26 protein-coding genes are annotated in these 26,460 nt (G+C 63.9%); 15 read left to right on the top strand and 11 right to left on the bottom strand.

Annotated features, from left to right (window positions below; translation table 11 throughout):
• The first annotated feature begins 184 nt into the window (after positions 1-184).
• The 7 genes from J3367_RS06370 (at position 185) to J3367_RS06340 (ending at position 5,905) form a co-directional block, all read left to right on the top strand.
• On the top strand, positions 185-1,267 hold the full coding sequence (locus J3367_RS06370) for an acyltransferase family protein (protein WP_421460527.1): 1,083 nt from the start codon (positions 185-187) through the stop codon (positions 1,265-1,267).
• Between the two features lie 150 nt (positions 1,268-1,417).
• The gene (dnaJ, locus tag J3367_RS06365; protein ID WP_024350768.1) at positions 1,418-2,560 is read left to right on the top strand and encodes a molecular chaperone DnaJ; all 1,143 of its coding nucleotides are present in this window, start codon (positions 1,418-1,420) and stop codon (positions 2,558-2,560) included.
• A gap of 118 nt (positions 2,561-2,678) precedes the next feature.
• Positions 2,679-3,305 (top strand): class I SAM-dependent methyltransferase, encoded by a 627-nt coding sequence (locus J3367_RS06360; RefSeq protein ID WP_024350769.1) that lies wholly within the window; start codon positions 2,679-2,681, stop codon positions 3,303-3,305.
• A gap of 30 nt (positions 3,306-3,335) precedes the next feature.
• Positions 3,336-3,977, top strand: a complete 642-nt coding sequence (locus tag J3367_RS06355) for a class I SAM-dependent methyltransferase (protein ID WP_024350770.1) — start codon at positions 3,336-3,338, stop codon at positions 3,975-3,977.
• Positions 3,974-4,558 (top strand): NADPH-dependent FMN reductase, encoded by a 585-nt coding sequence (locus J3367_RS06350; protein WP_009211266.1) that lies wholly within the window; start codon positions 3,974-3,976, stop codon positions 4,556-4,558. Before J3367_RS06355 ends, J3367_RS06350 begins: the two co-directional genes overlap by 4 nt.
• A 92-nt stretch (positions 4,559-4,650) precedes the next feature.
• A complete protein-coding gene (locus J3367_RS06345; protein ID WP_024350771.1) occupies positions 4,651-5,256 on the top strand; it encodes an HdeD family acid-resistance protein in 606 nt (201 codons plus the stop codon).
• A 1-nt stretch (position 5,257) separates the two neighbouring features.
• Positions 5,258-5,905, top strand: a complete 648-nt coding sequence (locus J3367_RS06340; RefSeq protein ID WP_024350772.1) for a hypothetical protein — start codon at positions 5,258-5,260, stop codon at positions 5,903-5,905.
• Between the two features lie 9 nt (positions 5,906-5,914).
• Here the strand turns inward: J3367_RS06340 and J3367_RS06335 are convergent, their stop codons facing one another.
• The gene (locus J3367_RS06335; RefSeq protein ID WP_024350773.1) at positions 5,915-6,670 is read right to left on the bottom strand and encodes an SDR family NAD(P)-dependent oxidoreductase; all 756 of its coding nucleotides are present in this window, start codon (positions 6,668-6,670) and stop codon (positions 5,915-5,917) included.
• Between the two features lie 147 nt (positions 6,671-6,817).
• Here J3367_RS06335 and J3367_RS06330 point away from each other — a divergent pair, with 147 nt between their 5' ends.
• From J3367_RS06330 to hrpB, 4 genes are all read left to right on the top strand, one after another.
• Positions 6,818-8,059: an ABC transporter substrate-binding protein gene (locus J3367_RS06330; protein WP_024350774.1), complete on the top strand. Its 1,242-nt coding sequence runs from the start codon at positions 6,818-6,820 to the stop codon at positions 8,057-8,059.
• A gap of 67 nt (positions 8,060-8,126) precedes the next feature.
• The gene (locus J3367_RS06325) at positions 8,127-9,857 is read left to right on the top strand and encodes an ABC transporter permease (protein WP_421460524.1); all 1,731 of its coding nucleotides are present in this window, start codon (positions 8,127-8,129) and stop codon (positions 9,855-9,857) included.
• Positions 9,854-10,516: an ATP-binding cassette domain-containing protein gene (locus tag J3367_RS06320; RefSeq protein WP_024350776.1), complete on the top strand. Its 663-nt coding sequence runs from the start codon at positions 9,854-9,856 to the stop codon at positions 10,514-10,516. Before J3367_RS06325 ends, J3367_RS06320 begins: the two co-directional genes overlap by 4 nt.
• Complete coding sequence (gene hrpB, locus J3367_RS06315; protein ID WP_024350777.1) at positions 10,513-12,999, top strand: ATP-dependent helicase HrpB; 2,487 nt, start codon at positions 10,513-10,515, stop codon at positions 12,997-12,999. Before J3367_RS06320 ends, hrpB begins: the two co-directional genes overlap by 4 nt.
• 463 nt (positions 13,000-13,462) lie before the next feature.
• Here the strand turns inward: hrpB and J3367_RS06310 are convergent, their stop codons facing one another.
• The 4 genes from J3367_RS06310 to J3367_RS06295 all read right to left on the bottom strand — a co-directional run bounded on the left by J3367_RS06310 (position 13,463) and on the right by J3367_RS06295 (position 16,942).
• Positions 13,463-14,248 carry a DUF2182 domain-containing protein gene (locus tag J3367_RS06310; protein ID WP_421460522.1) on the bottom strand — a complete coding sequence of 262 codons (786 nt, stop codon included), beginning with the start codon at positions 14,246-14,248 and terminating at the stop codon, positions 13,463-13,465.
• 66 nt (positions 14,249-14,314) lie between these two features.
• Positions 14,315-14,947, bottom strand: a complete 633-nt coding sequence (locus tag J3367_RS06305; protein ID WP_421460519.1) for a DUF1326 domain-containing protein — start codon at positions 14,945-14,947, stop codon at positions 14,315-14,317.
• 340 nt (positions 14,948-15,287) lie between these two features.
• Positions 15,288-16,253, bottom strand: a complete 966-nt coding sequence (locus tag J3367_RS06300; RefSeq protein ID WP_421460517.1) for a COG2958 family protein — start codon at positions 16,251-16,253, stop codon at positions 15,288-15,290.
• Between the two features lie 263 nt (positions 16,254-16,516).
• On the bottom strand, positions 16,517-16,942 hold the full coding sequence (locus J3367_RS06295; protein WP_421460516.1) for a hypothetical protein: 426 nt from the start codon (positions 16,940-16,942) through the stop codon (positions 16,517-16,519).
• A gap of 167 nt (positions 16,943-17,109) precedes the next feature.
• Here J3367_RS06295 and J3367_RS06290 point away from each other — a divergent pair, with 167 nt between their 5' ends.
• Positions 17,110-18,096 (top strand): integrase, encoded by a 987-nt coding sequence (locus J3367_RS06290; RefSeq protein WP_421460514.1) that lies wholly within the window; start codon positions 17,110-17,112, stop codon positions 18,094-18,096.
• Positions 18,097-18,125: 29 nt separating this feature from the next.
• On the opposite strand, the gene J3367_RS06285 is transcribed toward J3367_RS06290, so the two are convergent.
• Positions 18,126-19,382, bottom strand: a complete 1,257-nt coding sequence (locus J3367_RS06285) for a helix-turn-helix transcriptional regulator (protein WP_421460512.1) — start codon at positions 19,380-19,382, stop codon at positions 18,126-18,128.
• A 232-nt stretch (positions 19,383-19,614) separates the two neighbouring features.
• Here J3367_RS06285 and J3367_RS06280 point away from each other — a divergent pair, with 232 nt between their 5' ends.
• Positions 19,615-20,091 carry a tyrosine-type recombinase/integrase gene (locus J3367_RS06280; protein ID WP_421460510.1) on the top strand — a complete coding sequence of 159 codons (477 nt, stop codon included), beginning with the start codon at positions 19,615-19,617 and terminating at the stop codon, positions 20,089-20,091.
• Between the two features lie 90 nt (positions 20,092-20,181).
• Here the strand turns inward: J3367_RS06280 and J3367_RS06275 are convergent, their stop codons facing one another.
• The 4 genes from J3367_RS06275 to J3367_RS06260 form a co-directional block, all read right to left on the bottom strand.
• The gene (locus tag J3367_RS06275; RefSeq protein ID WP_421460508.1) at positions 20,182-21,402 is read right to left on the bottom strand and encodes a hypothetical protein; all 1,221 of its coding nucleotides are present in this window, start codon (positions 21,400-21,402) and stop codon (positions 20,182-20,184) included.
• Positions 21,403-21,930: 528 nt separating this feature from the next.
• Complete coding sequence (locus tag J3367_RS06270) at positions 21,931-22,107, bottom strand: hypothetical protein (RefSeq protein WP_421460506.1); 177 nt, start codon at positions 22,105-22,107, stop codon at positions 21,931-21,933.
• Between the two features lie 227 nt (positions 22,108-22,334).
• Positions 22,335-23,099, bottom strand: coding sequence for a hypothetical protein (locus tag J3367_RS06265; RefSeq protein ID WP_421460505.1), 765 nt, complete (start codon positions 23,097-23,099; stop codon positions 22,335-22,337).
• Between the two features lie 109 nt (positions 23,100-23,208).
• Positions 23,209-23,721 (bottom strand): hypothetical protein, encoded by a 513-nt coding sequence (locus J3367_RS06260; protein ID WP_421460503.1) that lies wholly within the window; start codon positions 23,719-23,721, stop codon positions 23,209-23,211.
• A 636-nt stretch (positions 23,722-24,357) separates the two neighbouring features.
• Here J3367_RS06260 and J3367_RS06255 point away from each other — a divergent pair.
• Positions 24,358-24,603, top strand: a complete 246-nt coding sequence (locus J3367_RS06255) for a hypothetical protein (RefSeq protein ID WP_421460502.1) — start codon at positions 24,358-24,360, stop codon at positions 24,601-24,603.
• A gap of 280 nt (positions 24,604-24,883) precedes the next feature.
• Positions 24,884-25,240: an excalibur calcium-binding domain-containing protein gene (locus J3367_RS06250; protein WP_421460500.1), complete on the top strand. Its 357-nt coding sequence runs from the start codon at positions 24,884-24,886 to the stop codon at positions 25,238-25,240.
• 61 nt (positions 25,241-25,301) lie between these two features.
• On the opposite strand, the gene J3367_RS06245 is transcribed toward J3367_RS06250, so the two are convergent.
• A complete protein-coding gene (locus J3367_RS06245) occupies positions 25,302-26,423 on the bottom strand; it encodes a hypothetical protein (protein ID WP_421460499.1) in 1,122 nt (373 codons plus the stop codon).
• Between the last annotated feature and the right edge of the window lie 37 nt (positions 26,424-26,460).

Here is a 26,460-nt window from a genome sequence, read left to right as displayed (position 1 = left end):
CAAAGCCCCGGCCCTCGCGCCGGGGCTTTGTCGTTTGAGGTCGCGCCGCTCCAACAAGCACGGCGTTTACCGTTAATTCATCCTTGGCTTGCAGGCTGCGGTGTCTCGCGCGCCTATGGGCACGGCGGACAGGGCGCGCGGCGCAAGGCCCGCCCGTTCCGATCGGGTCGCGACAGGAGCAGCCATGCACTTCCGTGTCTTCGATTGCTGGCGTCTGACCGCCGCGATGTTGATCATGGCCTATCACTTCCTGTTCTTCGCGCCCTACGGCGTCGAAGCCGGTACGCAATTCCTGCACCGGCTGCTGCCGCTGCTCGACATGTTCTTCATGATCTCCGGCTTCCTGATCGCCAGCCGCTACGCGACCCGCATCGCCTCGGTCGCCGACTACGCCAATTTCATGCGCCGGCGCATCGCGCGGCTCTATCCGCTGCATTTCCTGACCACGATGTTCTTCGCCGCCATCGCGCTGGTGGCGCTGTTCGTCGGCTCGGCCCACCATCCCTGGGCCCGCGACCTGGCGGCGCTGCCGCTGCACCTTCTCGCCCTCCACGGCCTCGGCACGACGGACGAGCTGGCGCTCAACTATCCGTCCTGGTCGGTGAGTGCGGAATTCTTCGCCTATGCGCTGTTCCCGGTCATCCTCCTGGCGTTCCGCTGGAAGGGGCTCGCCGGACTGTTCGCGCTGCTGGCCGTCTGGGTCGGCGGGCTGGAATACGCCTCCTGGCGCGGCCTCTTTCCCTCCGGCCACTGGACCGGCGCCGACACGATGGGCGCCTACCGCGCCTTTGCCGATTTCATCGCCGGCTCGGCGATCGCCGTCGTCGTCGGGCGACGGATGATCTCCATCACCGCCCACTGGCCCGGCATCGTCCTCAGCGTCGCCGCCGTCGCGGCGATGATCCTGCAGGCGCCGCCCTACCCGACCCTCCTGCTCCTGGCGCTGGCGCTGACCGCCACGGCGCTGGCCGAGACCGCCCGGCCGGACTCCACTGCCATGCTGGCGCCGCTGATGCCGGTGACGCGGGTCTCCTTCGGGATCTACCTCCTGCATCCCGTCATGGAGTTCGTCTTCCTGACGGTAATCTGGCAGCGTGTGCTGGAGCCCCTCGGGATCATCGATTTCTACGTCTACTGGACCCTGCCGATGGTCGCGACGGTCGCCGTGGCGATGCTCTCCGACCGCTTCGTCGAGCGCCGGCTCGGCGGCTGGATCGCCGGTCCGCGCCGGCCCGAGGGCAAGCCTGCGCGCATGGCCTCGGCCTGAGCCGCAAAGGAAGCCGCGGTTCCTTTCGGGACGCCGCTATGGTATCGCGCCCCAGCCGTTCCTACATCGAAGGCATGTTGTCGCGGGCGCGGCGGGCGAGAGCCCCTGCTGCCGCGCAAATCGTCTGTCCAGAACCCATGGAAGTCCTGAATGAAGGCCGATTACTACGAGATGCTCGGCGTGCCCCGCGATGTCGACGAAAAGGGGCTGAAGTCCGCGTTTCGCAAGCTCGCGATGCAATACCACCCCGACCGCAATCCCGGAAACGCGGACGCCGAGGTGAAGTTCAAGGAACTCGGTGAAGCCTACGAGGTCCTGAAGGACGGGCAGAAGAGGGCCGCCTACGACCGCTTCGGCCATGCCGCCTTCCAGAATGGCGGCGGCGGCAATGCCGGCTTCCGCGGCGATTTCTCCTCCTCCATGGCCGACATCTTCGACGACATCTTCGGCGAGATGATGGGCGGGCGCGCCCGCGCCGGACGCCAGCCCGGCAACGGCCGCGAGCGCGGTTCGGACCTGCGCTACAACATGGAGATCAGCCTCGAAGAGGCCTATGACGGCAAGACTGCCGAGATCGGCGTGCCGACGACGATCCAGTGCGACGAATGCACCGGCAGCGGCGCCAAGCCCGGCACCAGCCCGAAGACCTGCCCCACCTGCGCCGGTGTCGGCCGCGTCCGGGCCGCTCAGGGCTTCTTCTCCATCGAGCGTACCTGCCCGAACTGCCAGGGTCGCGGCCAGGTCATCGCCGACCCCTGCGGCAAGTGCGGCGGCGACGGCCGGCTGCCGGAAGAGCGCAACCTGTCGGTCAACATCCCGGCCGGCATCGAGGACGGCACCCGCATCCGCCTCGCCGGCGAGGGCGAGGCGGGCCTGCGCGGCGGGCCGCCGGGCGATCTCTACATCTTCCTGTCGGTGAAGCCGCACGAATTCATGCAGCGCGACGGCGCCGATCTGTTCTGCCAGGTGCCGCTGTCCATGGTGACGGCCGCGCTGGGCGGCCATTTCGACGTCTCGACGCTGGACGGCAACACCACCCGCGTGAAGGTGCCGGAGGGCACCCAGACCGGCAAGCAGTTCCGGGTGAAGGGCAAGGGCATGCCGGTGCTGCGCTCGCCGCAGGTCGGCGACCTGTTCATCCAGGTCTCCGTCGAGACGCCGCAGAACCTGTCGCGTCGTCAGCGCGAACTCCTGGAGGAATTCGAGGAGATTTCCTCTTCCGACAATTCTCCCCAGTCCACAGGCTTCTTCTCGCGGATGAAGGAGTTCTTCGAGGGGTTGAGTGAAAATTGATCCGCGACATGTTTAGTGAGACGCAGAGCGCATCGACGGCTGCGTCGTAAAGCCGTTACACAGGCACGGCATCACGTGTTGCCGGACCTCGGCCGTCGGGCCGGACTGGAGGACACGAGTGTTGGGAACCCCGGAGCCGCGTCAGACCAACCCGTTGCGCAAGCGCAAGAAGGTCAGCGACGAGGCGCGCTTCTTCCGGGGATGGCTGCAGCGGCCGCTGGTGATGGGGGCGGTGTCGCCCTCCTCGCGCACGCTCGGCCGGGCGATGGCCGCCTATGTGCCCGATCCCGCCGGTTTCGACGCCGATTCCCGCGTTCTGGAACTGGGCCCGGGCACCGGCGTCGTCACCCAGTGCCTCGTCGACCGGGGCGTGCCGGAAGCCGCCCTCGTCCTCGTCGAATATTCTCCCGAATTCTGCATCCTCCTGCGGGCCCGCTTTCCCGCCGCGCTGGTCATCCAGGGCGATGCCTACGCGCCCAGCGCCGCGGTGAGCCGGGCAATGGAGGGAAAGCGCCTGGAAGCCGTCGTTTCCAGCCTGCCGCTGTTCACCAAGCCGGACGCCAAGCGCGAGGCCGTCATCGGCGGTTCGCTGGCGCGCATGGCCCGCGGCGCGCCCTTCATCCAGTTTTCCTATGCGCTGACCATGCCGGTGAAACCCGAGCGGATCGGCGCCGAACTGATCACCAGCCCGTGGATCAAGCGCAACCTGCCGCCCGCCCGCGTGTTGGTGTATCGATCCGCCTGACGGCGGCAGCATCACGGGAGAGGACGGCAGATGGCGGGCAACGGCGCACGGGGCGAGACGACGCAGGCAGGTGAACGCTACGAAGGCGACTGGGCGCGCTTCTTCGCCAACTGGGTTCGCCATCCGGTGAAGATGGGCGCGGTCGCCCCGTCCAGCCGGGCTTACTGCAACATGATGGTCCGCCACGCCACGATCGATCTCGACGGACCGATCCTGGAACTGGGACCCGGCCTCGGCGTCGTCACCCGCACCCTGCTCGAGCATGGTGTCGCGCCCGAGCGCATCACCTCGATCGAGTATGATTCCGATTTCGCCCGGCAGCTCCAGCGCCGCTTTCCCGGCGTCAACGTCATCAACGGCGACGGCTTCGACCTTGACCGGACCCTCGGCGACCGCCGGGACGAGAAATTCGCCGCGATCCTGATGGCCATCCCGATCGTCAGCTTCTCGCAGGAAAAGCGCCAGGCGCTGTTCACCGACTATCTCTCGCGGCTCATGCCCGGCGGAAACCTGACGGAACTGTCCTACATGCTCACCCCGCCCGTCCGGCCGGTTCCGGGCGTGTTCTCGGTGTCGTCCTCGCCGCGGGTCTGGAACAACATCCCGCCCGCCCGGGTGTGGATCTACTCGCAGGACACGGCGCCGGCTGAGAATGCGGCGACGGCTTCGTGAGCGCCAACATCCTCGTCCTGCCGGGCTCGCTGCGGCTCGCCTCGCACAATCGCAAGCTGGCCGCCGAGGCGACGCGCATGCTGGCGCTGTCCGACGCAGTGGTGACCCGGCTCGATCTCGCCGATTATCCGCTGCCTCTCTATGACGGCGACCACGAACAGGACAACGGCATTCCCGAGAACGCCGTGCTGCTCGCCCACCGTATCGCGGTGCAGGACGGGCTGCTTCTGGTCAGCCCCGAATACAATCACTCGATCCCGGCAGTGCTGAAGAATGCCATCGACTGGGCGAGCCGCGTGCGCAAGGTGCAGGGCCGGCCCGTGCAGCCCTTCAAGGGGCTGGTCGTAGGCCTTGCCTCGGCCTCGCCCGGCCGCTTCGGCGGCGCGCGGGGCCTCGAAGCGCTGCGGCTGGTGATGCGGGCGCTGGGCGCCGAGGTGCTCACCCAGCAATGCAGCGTCGCCGACGCGGCCAATGGCTTCGACGAGAACGGCCGCCTGTCCGACGACATCGCCCGCACCTCGCTGGAATCGCTGGTCGACAAGCTGCTCGATACCTCGCGCAGCCTCAGCCGCCGCGGCTGACTCATTCCGCCGAGCGTCGAACGCTGCGGCTTGGAACCGGGCACGGGCGCCGCGAATTCCGGTTCGAACAGGCGACGGCAAGGGAACGCGACATGAGCATCGACCCGGACCATCCGCAGACGCTGCGTCCGCAGGATCTCCAGCGCACGGTGGAACGCCATCTCCACGATCACTGGAAATCCTACGCCTTTCAGGGCGGCCTGATGGTGGTCGTCGGCGTCCTGGCGATCCTCGCCCCCTTCGCGGCGACGCTGGCGACGACCCTGCTGTTCGGCTGGCTGCTGATCTTCGCCGGCATCGTCGGTGCCGTCAGCGCGTTCCGGGCGAAGGGCGCACCGGGCTTCTGGTCGAGCCTCCTCCTGTCGCTGCTCGCGGTCGTGCTGGGCGCCGTCATCATCTACGATCCGGTGGCCGGCTCGATCACCCTGACCTGGATGCTGAGCTTCTATTTCCTGTTGTCCGGCGTGTTCAACTTCTCCATCGCCCGCGCCTTCCAGCCGTCGACCGGGCGGTTCTGGCTGCTGGTGGTCTCCGGCCTCGTCGACATCGTGCTGGCGGTCTTCCTGATTCTCGGCCTGCCGGGCACCGCGGTCTGGGCGGTGGGCCTGTTCCTCGGCATCTCGCTGATCACGTCGGGCATGGCGCTCCTGTTCTCGGCGCTCGACGCGCGCAACAACGCGCCCAGCCGGGGGGTGTGACATGAGCCGGTCGCAGGACGATCTGGTCGCGCGCCTTCTGGAGCGCAGCGGCGGCGCGACCTTCGCCGACGATCTGGGCGTCGATCTTGGCCGCAACGAGCCGATGGGGCTGTTCCTGTGGCTGGTCGCCGCGAACCTGTCGTCGGCGCGCATTTCCGCCGATCAGGCGCTGCGCGCGGCCAGGGCCCTCAAGGATGCCGGGCTGACGACCGCGCAGCACATGGCCGACGCGACCTGGAAGGAGCGCGTCGTCATCCTCAACCGCAACGGCTATGCGCGCTTCGACGAGAAGACCTCGCGCTTCCTGCAGGACATGGCCGACCATTGCCTCGCCGAATATGACGGCGACCTGCGCAAGCTGCGCGCGGCGGCCGGAGAGGACCCGGCCGAGGAGCGCCGGCTCCTGAAAGCCTTCAAGGGCATCGGCGATGTCGGCGTCGACATCTTTTTCCGCGAGGCGCAGATCGCCTGGGACGAGATCTATCCCTTCGCCGACAAGCGCGCGCTCAAGGCTGCCGAAGAGCTCGGCCTCGGCAAGGATGCCGAGACCCTGGCCGGCCTCGTGCCGAAGCCACGCTTTCCGGCGCTCCTGGCCGCGCTTCTCAAGGCCGATCTCGACAAGGCGCTCGACGAGATCGCGAAGGGCTGACCCCCGGCCTCAGACGTGCTGGCCGCCATTGATGTGCAGCTCGGAGCCGGTGACGTAGGACGCCTGCCCCGAACACAGGAAGTAGATCACGTCGGCGACTTCCGCGGTCTGGCCGAGGCGGCGCAGCGGGATGTCGTCGATCATCTTCTCGGTGCCCGGCGACAGGATCGCCGTCTCGATCTCGCCCGGCGCGATGGCGTTGACCCGGATGCCGGCCGGGCCGAAATCATGGGCCATCTCGCGGGTCAGCGAGTTCAGCGCCGCCTTCGACGTGGCATAGGCCGTCCCGGCGAAAGGATGCACCCGGCCGCCGGCGATCGAGGTGATGTTGACGATCGAGCCCCGTGCCTTGGACAATTCCTTGAACAGGCCGCGCGCCAGCATGATCGGGGCGAAGAAGTTCACCTGGAACACGTCCCGCCACGCATGCATGGGCGTGCGGATCGAATCCATGCGCGAGCCGCCCTCGCCCTTGGGCGAGATCGCCGCGTTGTTGACCAGCGCATGCAGCTCCGAGCCGTTCGCCTCCAGTCGGCGCCGGATCTCCGACACGGCGAAGCCGACATCCTCCTGGTCCGATAGATCGACCCGGATGTGATCCTCGGGGCCGGCCGGCCACGGGCAGTCGTCGGAGAAATCCTGACGCGAGCAGGTGATCACCCGCCAGCCTTCGCGGGAGAAGCGCTTTACGGTCGCGTGACCGATGCCCCGCGACGCGCCGGTCAGAACCAGCGTCTTGCGGTCGTCCTGCGGGGTGTCCGCCATTGGTAGAGGCCCTCTTCGAAACTCGAATTCCCGCGCCCGGCGATCACGGAATGATCAACTTGTCCGATGGCGCGCGACATGCGGTTGCTTCTAGCACGTTCGCCGATGCACATAGGCGATCCGGGAAGCGGAGACGAACAATTGATGATGCGTGTCGGCAAAAATGCTCGTCTCGTCGCAAGACAGTGCGTCGCTGCTCTGGCGACGGCCCTGCTGCTGGCAGCGCCTGCCCGTGCGGCCGATCCCGATCCGTCCGACTGGCCCGCGGTTCTCGACGCGGCTGAGGGGCAGACCGTCTATTTCAACGCCTGGGGCGGCTCGCAGAACATCAATGATTACATAGGCTGGGTCGCCGACACGGTAAAGGACCGCTTCGGCGTCACCCTGCAGCACGTCAAGCTCGACGACACCGCCAACGCCGTCGCCGCCGTCGTTGCGGAAAAGGCCGCCGGCAAGGATACGGGCGGCTCGGTCGACCTGATCTGGATCAATGGCGAGAACTTCGTCTCCATGCAGGGTGAGGGCCTCCTGGCCGATGGCTTCGCCACCGCCCTGCCCAACTGGAAATTCGTCGATACCGACAATCCCAGCGTGACCACCGACTTCACCGTGCCGACCAGGGGCCAGGAATCGCCCTGGGGCGGCGCCAAGATGGTGTTCTTCGCCGATACCGCCCGCAGCGGCGCCATCGCCGACATGCCGCAGGACACCGACGCCTTGCTGGAATGGGCCAAGGCCCATCCCGGCCAGTTCTCCTATCCGGCGCCGCCGGACTTCATCGGCTCGAGCCTCCTGAAGCAGGTGCTGATCGAGCAGGCACCCGACGCCGCCGTCCTGCAGCAGGCCGCGACCGACGCGAATTTCGCCGAAACGACGGCGCCTCTATGGGCCTGGCTCGACGCGATCCGCCCGGTGCTGTGGCGCGAGGGGCGCGACTATCCGCAGAACTACCCGGCCATGAAGCAGCTTCTGGGCGACGGCGAACTCGGCATCATCTTCGCCTTCAACCCGTCCGAGGCCTCGGCCGGTATCGCCGCCGGCGAACTGCCGGACACCGTGCGCTCCTTCACCTTTCCCGGCGGCACGCTCGGCAACACCCATTTCGTTGCCATTCCCTACAACTCTTCGGCCAAGGCCGGGGCGATGGTGGTCGCCGACTTCCTGATCTCGCCGGAAGCGCAATTGCGCAAGGAAGACCCCGCCTATTGGGGCGACCCGACGGTTCTCGCCGTGGACCGGCTGGATGCGGCCGATCGCGAGGCCTTCGCCGCCATCGACCGGGGTGTCGCCACGCTGCCTCCGTCCGAGCTCGGTCCGGTCCTGCCGGAACCCCACGCCTCCTGGATGACCCGCATCGAGGACGAGTGGAAGCGCCGCTACGGCGGCTGATGACCCGCACGGATGCCCCTGCCCGAACACCCGGTCCGCCTCGAAGGGCGCTCGGCGGCCTGACGCCATGAAGGGCGACGCGCCCCCCTGCCGGCTGTGCTTCACGGCGATCCTGCCGGCGCTTCTGACGCTGCTCCTTGCCGCGCCCGTCGCCGTCGGGCTGGCCGGGGTGGCGCTGCCGGCCTTCGGCTATCTGCCGGCGCTCGGCGGCAACGCCGTCTCCCTCGAACCGCTGCGGGCCGTTCTGGCCGCGCCGGGCATCGGCGTCTCCGTCGGGCTCAGCTTCGCGGCCGGGCTCCTGACCACGGCCGTGTCGGTCGTCGGCGTCGCGCTGTTCCTCGCCGCCTTTTCCGGTAGCCGGGGCATGGGCGTGGTGCGGCAGGCGCTGGCGCCGCTTCTGGCCGTTCCCCATGCGGCGGCGGCCTTCGGCATTCTGTTCCTGATCGCGCCCTCCGGCCTTCTCTTCCGCCTTGCCGCGGTGCCGCTCGGCCTCGAGCGTCCGCCGGACCTTCTGATCGTCGGCGATCCGCTGGCCCTGTCGATGATGGCGGCGCTCGTCGCCAAGGAGATGCCCTTCCTGATGCTGGTCGCCTTCGCGGCCCTGCCGCAGGCCGATCCCGAGCGCCGGCAGCGGCTCGGCCGGTCGCTCGGCTATGGGCGGATGGCCGCCTTTCTCCTCATCGTCTGGCCATCGGTCTATCGCCAGATCCGGCTGCCGGTGATCGCGGTCGCTGCCTTCGCCTCGGCCGTCGTCGACGTGGCGCTGATCCTCGGACCCTCGACGCCAGCGCCGCTCGCCGTCCGACTGATCGGCTGGATGAACGATCCCGATCTGGCGATGCGCTTCCAGGCCTCAGCCGGCGCGCTGGTGCAGCTGGTGGTGACGCTCGCCGTCATCCTCGCCTGGCTCGGCCTCGAACGGGTCGGTGGCTGGCTCATTCGCCGCGAGGCGGCGAAGGGCCGGCGCCATGCCTCCGACGCGGCGCTGCGCGGCCTTGCCGCCCTGCCCGTGCCGCTCGCCGCTCTCGCGGTGTTCGTCGGGCTTGCGCTCCTTTTCCTGTGGTCGGTCGCCGGCTTCTGGGGCTTTCCCGATCTCCTGCCGCCGACCCTCAACCTCCAAAGCTGGCGCCGCGCCGTCGATGCCGCCAGCGGGCCGTTGTGGACGAGCTTCGCCGTCGCGCTGGCCGCGACGACGATAGCCCTCGGGCTCGTCGTGACCCTCCTGGAAGCCCGTCGCCGGCGGTTCCCCGCCGCGCGTGCCGGCGAGGTCCGCCTGCCCTCGGCGATCGCCGGCCTGATCTACCTGCCGCTGATCGTCCCCCAGATCGCCTTCGTCTTCGGCCTGCAGGTGCTGATCCTCGTTGCCGGACTGACGCCCTCGGTGCCGCTGCTGGTCGCCGCCCATCTGATCTTCGTCGCGCCCTATGCGGCGCTGGCGCTGGCCGATCCGTGGTTCGCCCTCGACCCGCGCTACGAGCGGGTCGCAGCCGGGCTCGGCCGGTCGCGCCGGGCGATCTTCTTCCGCGTCCGCCTGCCGATGCTGACGGCGCCGATCCTGACCGCACTGGCCATCGGCTTTGCCGTCTCCATCGGCCAGTATCTGCCGACTGTGCTGATCGGCGCCGGACGCCTGCCGACGATCACCACCGAGGCGGTGGCGCTGGCCGCCGGCGGCAACCGGCGGGTCATCGGCGCCTATGCCCTCCTGCAGACCGCACTGCCCTTCCTCGCCTTCGCCGCCGCCAGTCTCGTGCCGGTCTTGCTTGCGCGCGGCCGTCGCGGCATGAGGGCGCCATGACCACAGACGAAGGATTGCGCCTCGACGCGGTCGAGATCAGCCTTGGAACCCGCCGGCTCCTCACCCTCGACCGGCTGGTGCCACCGGGCCAGACGCTCAGCGTCATGGGACCGTCCGGCTCCGGCAAGTCGACGCTGTTCGCGCTGATCGCCGGCTTCCTCGATCCCGCCTTCACCGCGACCGGGCGGGCGCTTCTCAACGGCCGCGACCTGACCGGGCTGCCGCCGGAGCGGCGCCGGGTGGGCCTGCTCTTTCAGGACGCGCTGCTCTATCCGCACATGTCGGTCGGCGGCAATCTGCTCTTCGGCCTGTCGGCGCAGGTGAAGGGCCGCAGCCGCCGCCGCGCCGCCGCCGAGGCGATGCTGAAGCGCGTCGGCCTGCCCGGCCATCTCGACCGCGATCCGGCGACGCTGTCGGGTGGCCAGGCGGCTCGGGTGGCTCTTGCCCGCACGCTGCTGGCCGACCCCGAGGCGCTGCTTCTCGACGAACCCTTCTCGCGGCTCGACACGGACCTGCGCCAGACCGTGCGGCAGCTGGTCTTCGATCTCGTCGCCGAGCGGCAGATCCCGGCACTGCTGGTCACCCACGACCGGGCCGACGCCGAGGCCGCCGGCGGGCCGATCGTCGATCTCGGCGCCGGAGCCGGAGCCGCACCGTGACGCCCGTGCCCCTGCCCGATCTCCCGGTCAAGGACGTTCTCAGCGACTTGTCGGCGGCGATGGCGGCGCGCGGCCGCGCCGTCCTCGTCGCGCCTCCCGGCGCCGGCAAGACGACGCTGGTGCCGCTCGCCTTCCTGGCCGAGCCATGGCTGGGCGACGGCAAGATCATCCTTGTCGAGCCGCGGCGCCTCGCCGCCCGCGCCGCCGCACGGCGCATGGCCGACCTTCTCGGCGAGGCGGTCGGCGACACGATCGGCTGGCGCATGCGGCTCGACACGAAGGTGTCGCGCAGGACCCGCATCGAGGTTGTCACCGAAGGCGTCTTCACCCGCATGATCCTGTCGGACCCGGAGCTCGCCGGCGTTTCGGCCGTCCTCTTCGACGAATTCCACGAACGCTCGCTGGACGGCGATTTCGGCCTGGCGCTGGCCATCGACGTCGCTTCGGCCCTGCGCGAGGATCTGAAGCTCCTCGTCATGTCCGCGACGCTGGACGGCGCCCGCGTGGCGACGCTTCTGGGCGATACGGCGGGCGACCCGGTCGCCGTCGTCGAAAGCCATGGCCGCGCCTTCCCGGTGACCCTGCACTATCGCGACCGGCCGGGCACCGAGCCCGTTGAGGACGCCGTGGTCGCCGCGATCCGCGCCGCGCTCACCGAGGAGTGCGGCAGCCTGCTAGTCTTCCTGCCCGGCCAGCGGGAGATCGAGCGGGTCGCCGAGCGCCTGCGACCGCTGGTGGGAGAAAAGGTCGATGTCGCTCCGCTATACGGGGCCATGGAAGGCGCCGCCCAGGATCGCGCCGTGCGCCCGGCCCCGGAAGGACGGCGCAAGGTGGTGCTCGCCACCTCCATCGCCGAGACCTCGCTGACCATCGACGGCGTGTCGATGATCGTCGATGCCGGGCTGCGCCGCCAGCCGGTCTTCGAGCCGGCGACAGGCCTGTCGCGATTGGAAACCGTGCGCATCTCCAGGGCCGCGGCCGACCAGCGCGCCGGCCGCGCCGGACGCACCGCGCCGGGCACCGCGATTCGCCTTTGGCGCGAGGAGCAGACGGCGGCGCTCGCCCCCTTCGACCGGCCGGAAATCCTCGCCACGGACCTGTCGGGTCTCGTCCTCGACTGCGCTGCCTGGGGTGTTGCCGAGCCGGCCGACCTGGCCTTTCTCGATCCCCCGCCCGGCCCCGCCGTCGCCGAGGCGCGCGCGCTCCTGACCGAGCTCGGCGCGCTCGACACCGATGGTCGGCTGACGCCGACGGGCGAGGCCATGCGCGGCCTGCCGCTGCCGCCGCGGCTGGCCCATATGGTGGTGGCGGCCGGCGATACGGCGCGACGCGACGCGGCGCTGCTGGCGGTGCTCCTGACCGAACGCGGCCTCGGCGGCACCGACATCGATCTCGGCGAACGCCTGCGCCGGCTGGGCGGCGACCGCTCGCCGCGCGCCAAGGCCGCCGCCGGTCTTGCCGGCCGGATCGCCAGCGATGCCAGGGCGACCGCGCCGCCGCGTTCGGCGGAGCCTGCCACCGAGCCCGGCGAATTGCTGGCGCTCGCCTATCCCGACCGCATCGCCATCGCCCGCGGGGCGCACGGCCATTTCGTGCTGGCCAATGGCCGCGGCGGCGTCGTGGACGCGGCGTCGAGTCTCGCCCGCGAACGATTCCTCGTCGTCGCCGAACTTCAGGGCCAGGCCCGGGCCGGGCGCATTCTCTCGGCCGCGCGCCTGTCGTCCGACGCAATGGAGCGCCTCGTTGCCGAACGCGGCGTCAGCGAGGACGTCGTGACCTTCGACACGGCGTCGAGGCAGGTGCGCGCCCGCCGGGTGCGCCGGCTCGGCCGCGCCACCCTGTCCGAAGCGCCGCTGCCGACCCCGACCGGAGAGGCGACGACGCGCGCGCTGGCCGACGGCCTGCGCCGTCTCGGCTTCGCCGCCCTGCCGCTGGGCAAGGACAACGAGCGGCTGCTGCGCCGCCTGCGCTTCCTGGCCGCCGCCTATGGCCCGCCCTGGCCGGACCTTTCCGACGCCGCGCTGCTCGCCAGCCTCGAGGACTGGCTGATGCCCTATCTGCCGGGCGTCACCGGGCTCGCCCAGATCACGCCCGGGCAGATCTCAGAGGCGCTGCGCAGCCTCGTCCCGCACGCGGCGGCCAACCGGCTGGAAGCGCTGGCGCCCTCCCATTACGAGGCGCCGACCGGCTCGCGCGTGCCGATCCGCTACGAAGCCGACCAGCCGGTGCTGGCGATCCGTGTGCAGGAGCTCTTCGGCCTGTCGCAGCACCCCACCATCGCCGATGGTTGCCTGAAGCTGACCGTCGAGCTCCTGTCGCCGGCCCATCGCCCGATCCAGATCACCCGCGACCTGCCCGGCTTCTGGGCCGGCTCCTGGTCCGACGTACGCGCCGACCTGCGCGGCCGCTATCCCCGCCATGCCTGGCCGGAAGACCCGGCCAGCGCACACCCCACCGCCCGGGCCAAGCCCCGCGGACAATAGGAGCCTGGGGCGCTGCAGCCATCGCGACGGTGCCGCGGCAACCGGCAGGCGCACGACGCATCTGAAGAGCGGGAGGGAATGACGGCGACGCGCGGCGCCGTCCGGATCGCTCGATGAGCCGAAGTTCGTTCTTGGGCCGCGTCAGGCTCCACCAGCGCACCATCGCTCCTTGCCGTGCGCCCCCGGATCGGTTAGGGAGATTTCGGTCATGCCGATCCGTTCGCCGGATCCCGCCCGCGACCCGGGCACCCGTAGCTCAGCTGGATAGAGCGCTGCCCTCCGAAGCGTCCGAGCGGAATCTTCCAAATAGCTACCGCCCCTCGCCTTTCGAGCCAATTCCGGTTACCGGATTGCGGATAGCCACGGTAGCGGCACCCAAACACGTCCTGATGTTGGTGCGCTCTATCGCTAGCCTTTCCGCAGGCAGACGGCTGGGATCGGCTCAGACACTTGAGATCCGCTGTTAGATGGCGACCTTCATCAGTGTCACGCCACCCCAGATGATGAATATAGTTCCAGCTGCACGACGGAGCCAATCGCTTGGCGGCATCGTCTTCTCCGCCAGAACGAACAGTGAGAGGCCGATTATCCAAACGATATTCATCACGCCGCCAACGAAAAGCAGCAGCATGAGCACCCAGCAGCAGCCAACGCAGAACAGACCATGGCGTAGCCCCATACTAAGTGCTCCCCAAGCGCCCTCACGCCAGTTTTCGAGAAAGAAAGTAAAGGGCGACTGACATTTGCGAAGACATGTCAGCTTGAATGGCGACCACTGGTAGAAACCTGCCGCGATCAGCACCGATCCAGCGACTGCAGCATTTGTGATCATCATCATAGGCGAAAGCAGAGCAGCTGCGTCCAAGCGCCATTGCAGTGTTGTAGCAGCAAGGCTGAATGCGAGCCATACTGCGCCATATCCAAGAGCGAATATCCCAGTCCACGCGACGATTTCACCCTGTTCTCGTCGTTTCCGCGCGATAACGGTATAAAGCAGGATCGTTGGGGCTGCGCTCGGAAGCATCATCGCCGCCATCATCACCGCCCACATGATTAACATGAGCGCGAAATAGTCCGGTCGCCAGGCCATCGTGGCCGTCGGCATGGCCATGTCAGCGATCGCTCGCATGTCCATCCCCGCACCGTGCAGAATATAGAGCCAAGCCAGCGTGATGATACCCACAAGGCTGGTGATTACGACGGCTCTGTCGCGGCGTAGCAGGAAGATGAGTGGAGAGGTCCCGAGCATAGTAATCTCTCCCGGTTCCGGCAAACCCTTCGCGCTAGTCCAGCAGCACGGAGCGCCTCCTTTGGGTTATGCTGCTACACCCTCGGGCGTCTGCACTACGTAGGCGAGTGTGCTGTGCGAATTTTTGGTCTCGAAACGGATCGCCCCCGTGCTTTTGATGCTGGAGGAGGCTACCTCGCCTTCGATATGTTCGAAGCCGTTAGGCATCACTACCTGGATGCGATGCTCAGCGCCTGTGATGGGATTCTTGATCGGCTCGACGTCGGTTTCCAGCACGCCGGGGACGATTACGCTTGCGGTTCGACCTTCCTTGTCAAACTTGAACTCCACAGGCGCGAAGATTGGGTCGTGGTGCTTGCTGACGATCAAACTGAAAATATGAAAGAGCGTCCCTTCTGCGGAGTTTTGTCCCGACATGATCGCGAAGAGTGCGTCGCGCTGCTCTGTGGTAGCCCGCTCATCAATGATTGGCTGCGCTTGACCATTGCCTTCATGAAGCGGGCCGGGCCAGTGAACAATCACCAGAAACGTTAGGCCGGCAAGATTTGTATCGCCGAAATGTCCTTCGGCTATTCGCATCCCTAAAAGACCTTCGCATTCACCCTGTGTGGGCTTTGCGTTGAAATCGCACGGGCACCCAAAAGCGCAATTGCAATTCTTGATCCAATCACCTTCGAGACGCCAATTGGTATTCGCCATAGTAGGTCCTCCATTTGGCTCCGGAATAGAGCGGACCCTGCATGTTTCTGCTTTATCGATACGAAACTTGTCCGCATCGGAATCCTATCGCAGCCTCTGCGTTTAGGTTACTTTCCTAAAGATAAAAATAACAAACTCTTACTGTGCGCTCCGACATGGATATCGTCGTATTATCATAATGATACGAACCAATATGATCCACCGCCGCAACCGTAGCGCCTGCCTGCAGCCTACGCCCGTAACGTCATTCGGTCCAGTTCTTTCTGTATTACAGTCTTCCGGCGCATTTTTCGAGCGGAGCTCAGTCGATTTTAGTTGATCGGCACCGTCCGGCCACCAGTTAGCTTCTGAGCGACCATCCAGACTGACGATCTCCGGTTTGATAGAATTGGCGGACTCGTTTGATGAAAAGTTTGAAGTCGCTGTTTTCATGGACCAGTCGGTTGCACGTCGTCCAGTCAACCGAGGCTTTTTCGCGGGCGGGAATAATGACCTGACTCTCGGAGGGGTTTTCGGTATCTAGCTGGATCAGCCCCACGCCGTGCAGCGCATAGAGCATTCTCAGCTCTTGCATGGTGTCGGTGCCCTCTATCTCTGCGGTCACGAGATACGCGATGTTTGACCAAGACGAATTCGAAACTGCCTGGAAATAAGACTCTCTGACGTTCGATCGATTGATAAGTCGCTTCACTTCTGCAGACCACAGACGCGCACGAGGGTCGCCGGTCTGGGTGACACAGAGCTTCAGCTCGTCATTCCAGCCCTTCGTGAGATCCTCAACGCCGACAACGTCCGGGTAGAGCCAACGATTTCCGTTGTAGCCCCTCTTATTCGAAGATCGCCTTTCGTCGATTCTCATGACATCCACTGAAAACTCGGTCGATAGATAATCGCCCAGCAGGGGGTAAAGATCGTGCTCCGAGAGAGAGCTTTCGACAAGTTCGGGCTTGATCGTTGCAATTACCGGCGCAGACGGTAGGGGCAATTTTTCAGCTTCAGCGTCTTCCACCTCTGACTCAAGACTTTTGTCGGACCAAAAGAATCGTCTCGGCCGACTTTCTGTAATTCGGACTTCTGGATATCTCGCCTGAATTTTTGGACGTTGAGCGCCAATCTCAGCCACGATCTGTTGGATCAGGTCATCATCATTTTTCAGCGCCGCACTTTTCTCCATCTTTGTGCGACAAGCTTCGGGGTAGCGCTCAAAAATCATAAGCGCCAACTCACGAGCCTTGAAACGTTGCTGCGGCTTCTCCTGCAAGAGCTGCGGGACGGTCTTGGACAGTTGCAGGGTCGGCGCTGGCATTCGTATCGGAGCTCCAGGTCAATTGCTCGAATGCTAGCTGAGCATGTCCTTCAACGAAAGCTAGGCGCAACGCTGTGAGCCTGCGAACGTAGGCTGCCATCACAGAGCAGCACTCTCTGGGCTGACTATCGCCAGGAGATCCTTGCCAGCCAGACGTCCGCGACGTCGATTGATGAGATCGTGCTCGCGCCGATAGCGGATCGGCACAATCGCGGCACATCACCGCCGAAGGCACTGAAGAGACGTTGGCCGAGCTCTTAACGTTAGGCGTTTGCTGACGAGCCTGCGAGCAAGAAGGCCACGACGTTAAGCGCCGTCAGGGCCATCGCCTGACGATATGGGCCACGCACGCCGGTGCGCTTTTCAAACCACCACGAAGACGCTGAAGTCGGCACGCCGAGCACCAAAGCCGCCACGGTGGCTGTGACGCAGGCCCAAAGCTCGCCATCCCAGATCGGACCGAGGGCGAGCACAACGACGACGACGGTTAAGGCCGCGCAGGCTGCCGCCATGGGGACGTAGACGGCGCGCAGCACGATCTGCATCGCAACCGTAGGCTCCATCCCGTCGGCTTCGAGCGCTTGGGCGTGATGCACGGCCGGGGCTGGCCCGAAAGCGTATTTGGCAGCCATAGCCAGCACGCCTGCGGCCACGAGAAGATACAGCACGACTCCGCCAATCAGCATCATTACCCTCCTGTCGATTTCCCAAGAGCCCGAAGCTAACCGAGGGCAACTGATGCGGGAAGGTGCGCAGGCTCGGCTGCAACCCTGCGCCGCTCGGAATAACCGGGATTCATCCTTGGCGCCGAGTCACCGGTCTCCTACGCGTGGAGGTGCAGACGAGGAGCACTTTCATGGCGACGATACGGAAATTACGGGGACGCTGGCAGGCGATGGTTCGCCGCAAAGGTCTGCAGCCGCGTGCCAAGAGCTTCGACGCCAAGACAGACGCCGAGAAGTGGGCCCGGAGCCTCGAGGCCGAACTCGATCGCTGCGGCAACCTGCCCGACACGCGCGTCGCCGAAAAGATGACAGTCCGCGAACTCCTCGAGCGCTACGTCGCCGAGATCACGCCAGCCAAGCGCAGCGCCTCGTCGGAGACGTATCGGATTCGAGGAATGCTGACGCGCTCGATCTGCTTTCGCACGCTCGCAATGCTCACGCCCGCCGACGTCGCGAAATACCGCGATGAGCGTCTCGCCCAAGTCGCGCCGGCGACCGTCATCCGGGAGCTGAACACGCTCGGGCACGCGATCGACATCGGCCGGAAGGAGTGGGGCATTCACCTTGCACAGAACCCGTGCCGGATGATCCGTCGCCCAGTCCCACCGCGCGGCCGCAATCGCCGCCTAGAAGATGGCGAGGAACAGCGCCTGCTGGAAGCCGCCGACGCTGGCCGTAACCCGTTCATGCGCGCCATGATCATCCTCGCCGTTGAGACAGCGATGCGTCAGGGCGAGATCCTGGCGCTGACCTGGGACAACGTCGACCTTGATCGCCGCGTCGCCCATTTACCGATGACAAAGAATGGCGACAGTCGAGATATTCCCCTGTCCCAACGCGCGACAGAAACGCTCAGGAGCCTCGCCAGCGAGCGTTCGGGCGATAGGGTGGTCGAGACCACCAAGAGCGCCGTAGAGCAAGCCTGGGGCCATCTGAGGACTCGTGCGGGCATCCCTGATCTTCGCTACCACGACCTTCGCCATGAGGCAGTGACCCGGCTGCTGGAGCGCGGGTTCAACGTGATCGAGACCGCGACGATCTCCGGCCACAAGGAGCTCCGGATGTTGCAGCGCTACAGCCACCTGAAGGCAGTCGACTTGGTCGAGCGCTTGGGGTGATGGACCTTGTTGGTGGACTTACGGGTTCCCTACCGATCAGCGGCGGTCCGATCTCGGTCTTTCTCCGATAGTATGAAAGCGTTGCTGCTATTCGCAGCGACGCGCACTGCTTGAATTCGGCCTGAGACACCGAGTTTCGAATAGATCGATTTCAGCTGCGTGCGGGCAGTCATCACTGACGTGTCGCGCCGATCTGCAATTTGCTCACTCGTTAAGCCCTCGGCTAGATGTGCCATCACATCGGCCTCCGCAGGTGTGAGCCCGAACAGGCGCGTCATTCTCGCCCTATCGATTGCAAAAGCCCGCGTCATGTCGATCGAATAAATAATGTGTCCGCCGGAGTCGGAGTGGTCTAATTGGGGTGCGCTACAGAGCGGCATTACCTCGACAATCAGATGCTGAGCTCCTGTAGCGTTCAGAATCACAGCTTCTTTTCGTGGGCGGCCTCCGAAGCGTCCATGGGATCCAAGGCTCCCATACAGGTGGTCAATCCTCGCGACTTCGGAGCCGAAACTAATCAGTAGTCCACCATGCCTGTCCAAGCGAATAGAGCCAGCTGCATCTAGATGACGTCGGAACTCGGTATTGCAGAACGTCATCCGCCCACGGGCGTCCATGATAGCTACGCCGACCAAGAGACTTTCCAGCGTCTCCGAGAGCTGTCGCTTCTCTTGCTGCGCTTCCGAAATCGACCTGCCGAGATCCATTGCCTTTGCAATATGGGGAAGGAAAATGGCAGCGCGGCGAAGGTGCCATTCCTTAGTCCGGTTGGCGTCGCCTGTGAACTGGAATGCCAATCGTCCTCTGTCGTGACAGTCTTTGGTGAGAATAGCTGCTGCGCGCCAGTCTAGGCGTCTATCAATTGTCCGCCATACATCGTTCATTGAGCCTTCTTGCCGCTGCAGAACGGTATCGGGAACCAGATCGATATCGTCCCCACGCCCAACAATGCTCGTAAGCACGTCCTGATCGGCAAGCTCGCGTTGATTGTGATCCCGAAAATATTGCCCCACCGCATCGGCATCATAATTCGACGTGAAGTGTTTAGGGACAACGCGCCTTTCGCTCGATACGGTATGTATATCGAGCATGAACGCGCCTCTCGCCCCGATAGAATCGGCAACACGCTCTAATATATTAGGCCAAAGCCCCGGCTTGACGACGCTATCGTATATTTCCCGAATAATGACATGATCCGGGTCCTGCTGCGCTGTGATGACCTTGCTCCACCGGAATACCGCGAATGCCCTATCTCTAAACGTAAGATAGAAGACGAACAAGCTCAAGAAACACAAGTCATGCCAAACGACACTAGATCGACAATTAGTTTCTTTAGCAACCTTCTTCGTCTCCTCTGTCCCGATCAATTGTTTGCAATGATGGGCAGACGGGTATGGGTAGATACTGGAACCCGGCCGTTGGGAGCGACCGAGTTCCAGTTGTTGGTCTGCATGACGGATCTTCCGTGATGCAAACGGAACTACGTCAGCAAAAACAATTACCTGACGCATACCGTAGATGGGGTATGGACCCGTCTATCGTGATGAACGCCTCCAGACGGTCAGTCCCGCAACGGCGCTCCGGGAGATCGCAATCCGGAGTCACGTCCTTGAGGTCGCGATGCGTGATTGGGGGATGCGGCTGGCGCGCAATCCGGCGAAGGCCATCAGACGTCCCCAAGTCAGTGACGCACGAGAGCGTCTTCTGCAGGATGATGAAGAGGCTCGACTGCTCGCTGCATGCAACATTGGATGGATTGCGTGCATGAAGGCGCTCTTGATCGTCGCTGGTGGCTCGGGAATGCGCCGGGGCGAGCTCCTCGGGCTTCGGTGGTCGGAGCTAGCGCCCGAGCGAGGGGGCGCGTCCTTGGACCTTACCAAGAACGGCAGCGCTCGGCAGGTGCCGCTGATGTTCAGCCCAACTACGGCTGGCGCCGATCCACAGCAAGTTTATCCCACCAAATTCCGGCGCCGGATCGATACTGGCTGGGCTTGAAGGCCAAGCAGCCTCAGGTCCGCCGGGTCGAAGCCCGGTTGTCGGTCTAATAACTTGTTCATCTACCTAGCCAACCACAGCACTCTCACCCTACCTGACCCCTACTCTCCTCATCTCTGCTTCCTCTCTTTCCCTCAGATGCCGGAGCGCTGTCTCGAAAGCCTTGTTCATCTCCTCATAGGCAACAAAAGTCAGCGCGCTCCCAGTGCCGGTGCGTCTGAGCGGTCGCGGCTTCCGGCCAGCGTTTTTCAGATGACGGAGAAGGTCCCGTCGTCCAGCAGCTTTCTGTTGCGCATCTGCTTCGTCCATCGCCCGAAGCCCGATGATCCCGGATGTTAGAAACTTCTCTTGTCGTTGTCGTTCTAGCCAAGCCGGGACAGGCTGCCCGGCTCCAGTTCGCCTGAAGGTTGGCTGCTTGAAAGCGAAATAGCGGCTCTGCAGCTTTTCAAACCGAAACCTCATCAAATCATCCGGCCAGATCAGGCCTAGATGGTCCAGTTCGCTGGAGCCGAGGGTCACCTCTATGCGAACACGCTTCTCGCTCTCTGCCAGGTTCCGCGCCTTCCCGGCTGATCTGTTCTGCCGGTCGACCTCTTTGTCCATGATTCTCCAGAGGACCGGCCCGTCTCGGCTGCCCACGTAGTAGGTCGAGTCGCCGAACGCAGTCCGATCGCCAGAAGCGCTGCTCACGAGGTTTCGTGCGCGTCCCGGCGATTTCGCTATGGGTAAGACAGCGGCTGTTCGATCGCTGCCCTCGCCCCATGAAAAGCGTGGGCGTTCTGTCCGGTCTGTCAGCACGTCTCTATGGGGCCAGTGGTGCCGGTGCAGCACCGCAAACAATTGGGAGCGCGCATCTGCTGACGGTGCGCGCGGGTAGAAGTCGATGCTCACTTCCATCTTCCGCAGGAACAAAGGAATTTCCAGTTGCCGTGCATCTTGTAGCGCGGCTTCCAGTTTCACCACATCCGCGATCCGCGGCTCTTGCAGCCGGACGGCGAAGGCCTTGCCGGTTCGCGCCTCCTCTTCGGCATCGTTCTCGTGCAAGAGCTCCACGTAGCAATTCCCACCGAGCGCGGCGTCAACCATCCTTTTGACGTGGATCGCTTGGCTTGGCGCCGGAAGGATCACCCCGACGTCGAGCCAATCGATGACGGCCTGGCGACGAAAGGACTGCAAGGAGATCGCCGGCGCGAGTGCATACCGGCCCCTGAATCGCGCCTGCGTTCCAGGAATTCGGACCGCATTGTAAGCGAGAGGCACCGGCGGTCGTGAACTCTTGGCGAACTCGATGTTGATGGTGCTACTCGGCAACTCGAATTCCTCGCTGCATTGGCGTTTCCATCGACGACGATCATCTATTGGACGTGCCGATCCATCACATGGGTGCTGAATCAGCCGATGGGTGTCAGCTCCAGCTGAAGCGATTGGGGCGTGGGAAAAGGAACGAAGTCCTAGGTTGACTGCGATTTCGGTAGGGGGATGCGTCCTGTGTCGGCCCACCTCCGGCCGCCTATCCTTGGCTTCGGCTTCAAGCCTTTGGGGTCGGGGTGTTTACATTCGTTCACGTTCGGCATTCACGTCCGTTACACGTTCCTAGGGTTCGGCATTAACAAACATTAACCCTCTGGCCTGTGAGGGATTTTTTCTCCAGGTGTTCACATTCAGCCGCCTGCACGGCGCGCCTTAAGTCCACACTTCTCGATATACTCGAAGGATGAGATAGCGTTCGAAAAGGCGCTCCGAAACTGTGCGCACGGCGGTCCCGGATCCTATCCTTTCCTCCGGCCGGCGGTCCCTACCCGAACTGCCGATGACCTGGTTGCCGGCCTATGAGACGCCTCAGCGAGCTGCCTGCCGTGCGTTCTCCGAAATCAGCATCGGGCTCGCCCGATCTAACCGTTTGTCGATGAGCGTAACGACAGCGAGCAGCCCGAGCACAGTCGCCAGCACGGCGAAGCTACCGACCGCCCGGATCATCAACCTGTGCCCAATCTGGATCTCGATCCTACTCGTCATCGCCGCCTCCTCAGTGCCTGCCAAGATTAAACAGCAGCACGGATGGACGGGGACAATTTAGCTATCTGGGCTCGCAGATCGCCATACAAAGCGGATAATTGATGCTTCGTTCGAGTTGGCCGACGTCAGCGAGGCCGCTGAGGGCCTCGCTGATTCTCGGTAACGGTCGCGGCCATGTCAGTTCAAGAATAGAAACTGACCACCTCGACGCGATCGGCCGCTACCGCCTACGCCGCTTCGACCATCTCCCGCTCCAACTCCTCAATCTTCATCTCGTAGATATTGTCCGGATCGATCAGGATCTCGCTTTCTTCACGACCTGTGAGGTAGGCGATGACTGCCTTCTTCGAGATGGTCGCTTCGATGACAAAGGCTTGTGAATCGTCCAGCGCAAAACGTCGCGCGAACCATTCGGCCTTAGACTGCTGGGTTGTCCATGAGAGCCCGAATGCTGCTTCTTCAGCTTCCATATGATCGACTGCCGACACGCCACGATAGACCGTGAACTCGCTTGGCATTTTACGAAGCGCACGGCGCTCTGATTTCGACATCAATGACTGTTTATTTGCATCGAGCGTCTGAAAGACAAACCGCCAATCTTCAAGAGATTGCCAAGGATATTTTGCATCATACCAGACTTCCGAAGCGATCTCGCCAAGTTGGATTGACAGCTCTGGGTGCGTCCCTCCTTTGGATGAGTGCTGCTCGATAACTGAGACCAAGGCATCAACGCGATATGCACGTTCATGAAGACAAACGTAATTTTCCCAATCGCCTTGGGCTTTGGCGAGGAGCAAGCTGTCCTCTTTGTCCTTCAACAACCTATTTGCGAGTTCAGCCATAGACAGCCCGGCTTCGCGTGCGGCGAGCTCCAAATGCAGAATTTGGACCAGCGGAGAAGAGATGTTGAGGCCGAATCTTGTCTTGGAGACATATGGCTTCAGGCTGGCGTGAAGGCCCGGAATCTCGGTAGAGGTTGAAGTAACATTCATGGATGGTATCCTTTCGTCGTTGATGCGCTTGCCGAAGGCGCTGATGGCAAGTCCGATCGGCAGCGGCTTCCAAACACGATTGCCGGTCGGACCACTTTCAAACGGCTGTTCAGCCTTTGATCTCGTATGCCGGGAAGGTCAGCCGGGCTTTCTTCGCCAGTCGTGCCTGGATCCGGTTCAATTCGACGATGTCGTCCAGCGCCTGCTTTCTTGCTGCCGCGTCCGGTAGTTCTGCTGCCTCGAGTTCGGCGATGCGGGCCTCGACCTCCTCCCGTTTGAAGCGCGAGATCTTCTCGGCCAGAATTCGGAGACCATCCTGCATGGCGTCCGCGAGCATCTCCGCCTTGCCGAGTGACAAGCGGTTTTCAGTTCCTGAGCCCTCCAGCTCGAACTCGTCATACTCAGGCCACTCGTTTCTCTCGAAGTCAGGAAGCGTCACGCCGGCGAGGTCAAAGGTCTGCTGAACGCTGCTCCAATCTCCGGCGTCATCCTCGATGTCGGCCAAGAAGAAAGTCGCGAAGGACCGCTTCAAGTATCGATCCGCCGAGTCCTTTTGATCGCGTTGGGTTGCCAGCCGCCTTTCCCGATAGCGCCTCTGGCGCTCCGCATTTGTCATTGCCATTCCCGTGCTCCTTTCTGAGCGTGTTGATACGTCAGTTTTCGTTATCGTTATACGTAACAATAACTAGCTGGCTAAATGATAACGGCGTGTTGGGATTTGGGCGGATGCCTTCGCCATCGTGCTCTCCGGCCAGCAGCAAACGGAGCACACCGGACGCCGTCATTGCCGCACTCGAACACGGCGAACGATCGAACAATCTAGGTCTTGAGCGGATCGCCATAGCGACTCACCAGCAAGCGTTTGGGATAGAATGCAGGATCATAGCCCTGCACTCTAAAGAGCTCGCCAGCGATCCTTCCTGAGTCACGGCGACGCGTTCCAATCAATGCCCAGCTTCGGCGATGTGTGCCTCCGGGCTCTTCATGTAGATGAAGCTCTACTCGGACATCTTGCGCAGAGCCGGCATTGCTGCACGGAATACGATTGGGAGAAATCGTATGGGCGCCGAGCGTGGGATCTTGGCGATCGGGAGGGACGAATGAAGTTCACAGTCCGACGGTCATTGCTTGAACGCAGTCCAAGCGATCTGATCCATTTGGAGAGATTGAAGCGCTCCCACGAATTCCGACGCCGTCGGTGCGCTCTGGTAAGGCAGCAGACGATCCAGGTGGACGTAGTCCAATGCGGTTGACGGGCATGCTGACGGCGCTGCTCGCTCGGTTCCGTCCGTCGAAGGAGATCCGACGGGAGGCTACGGTCCTCGTCACCATGCACGGGCCGCAAGGCGCATGGGTTGCCGCCCGCGACAAACGCCGCTTGGCGGAGGTAGTCGATGCGCAGGACGACGCACGCCGCTGGAACGCTGTGATGCGAGAGGTCGAGCGACAGACTGGATATCTCCATCAGCCCGACACCGCGACACGGATGGCTGAGCGCGACTGACGCCGGCGATGAGGATGGTGAAGATCGTTCGGTCGCCGCCCTTGATAGGATCTGACGGAGAGAGGTAGGCTGGCGGACTGTGCCGATCGGCATAAGGGGGTCGCCAGCGAGCGTTCCGTGCCGGCTGCTACCTAACCACATCAAGAGGCCATGGAGCGCGCCACTGAGACTCCCTGAGTCTTGGCGGCCCATCCCATCCCGCACCCGCCGACAATTGTCATGATTTGATTAGCGGATCGCTCAGACGAGCGGCGGATACTCGCCGCCGGAGGTGTGCGCCATGTCCACAGTCAGCCCGTGGAAGCGACACGAACGTCTCGACAGTGCCGCCCGGTTGCGGCGTCGATTTGAACGCGTCCCGCGACGTGGCCAGCGATCACGGTGGCTGCGGGACCTGTCGGTCCTGCTGTTCAAGATCGTTGCAATCGTCGGCGTTGGCAGCGCAGCCATGTATGTCGCTCCGGACCGAACAGGCACAGGGTCCAGGATCACGACGAAGCCTATCTTCGGGTATCGGAACTGCGACGCTGTGCGCGCCGCAGGGAAGGCGCCGCTAAGGCGAGGGCAGCCGGGTTATGCTCGCCATCTGGACCGCGACGATGACGGAATCGCGTGTGAACCATGGTTTGGCAGGTAATAGCATGCGCCTTGAGAGCAGTGCGGGCCGCACCTTTAGCCGCTTTCTGATTGTTCGATCGTTACCCTGTGCCCATTCGGTCGACAACGCGGCCGACGACATCGAGCCAGGCGTCCAGTTTGCCCTCATCCTGAAGCGACAGTATCGGAATTCGAATGTCGCCCATCAGGGATGTCAGGCTGAAAGGGGTGCCGGTCGATCGAAACTCATTGGCCACCTGTTCACGAGCATTGTCAGATTCGAAGGTCGGCGATCCGGCTAGATAGCTCAGCGACGTGTAGATCTTTCCATTACCGGTGATGAACAGCGGATAGCGATCCCTGCCCTGCTGGAGAACCGAAAAGCCGAGTGATGGTGTCTGCGCGGTGGTAGTGAAGCTCTTCAGGTCACGATCTCCAGCCCAGCCGGCGACCCGTTGAGCTAGCTGCCAAGCGACATCGCCATGGGCCTGCCGAAACCTATTGAACCATTCGCCCTCTGTGACCTCTTCGACGTCCCGGTTCCGCGCGACCTTGGCGCCGACGTTCTGCGTCTGGCCGAGCACCCGTGTAGCCAAGACGCTGCCTGTCGATCCGATATGCTGGCGAACCTCGACCGCGTAGACCTCCGCGTCCTTCAGTTGGCGAGCGAGGAACTCCACAATGCGAAGGAGCTCCGGCGGCATCTCATCGACCAGGAAGATCATCCGTATCCGGCCGTCTCGCATATCGCTCTCGACGCGCTCCCAGAAGGTGGCGACGTCGATGTCATCGCCAAGGAGGTGCGTAAGAGCCTCTGCCGGATCCTCGCTGATGCCGCGATGCGTCAGTGCAAAGGAAGACCGCAGATCCTCGAGTGACCAGAGGGCGGGGCCATTGGCGGCGTAGTCGAACATCTGGCCGACGACCTCGTGTCGGCTCCTGGTGTCGCGGCCGCGCTTCACCTCGACCAGCGTCGGGATCGCGTCCTGATCGACATAGAGGTGATCCAACGACCAGCGGCGATCCGACGACTCCGGATCTGGAACTGGCATCTCTCGGCTGATCAAAGCCCAGCGGCGCGGCATCGCTCCGGTATAGGCGTCACCGCCTAGGATGTTCGGATAGTCGGCGAGGAGACGCTGGATGTGATCCTCGTTATCGTAGGGATGGGCTCGCATCTCGGAGAACGAGCCATCGACGGCGATATGGAAAAGCGACTGCACGGAGTTCCTGACAAAGCTATTCCCGTAGGCGCTACAC

This window comes from Aurantimonas sp. NFXS3, from assembly GCF_049132005.1.
In the GTDB taxonomy this organism is placed as follows: Bacteria; Pseudomonadota; Alphaproteobacteria; order Rhizobiales; family Rhizobiaceae; genus Aurantimonas; species Aurantimonas coralicida.
The sequence above is the reverse complement of the archived record's forward strand: the minus strand, read 5'-3'. Positions and strand labels throughout refer to the sequence as shown.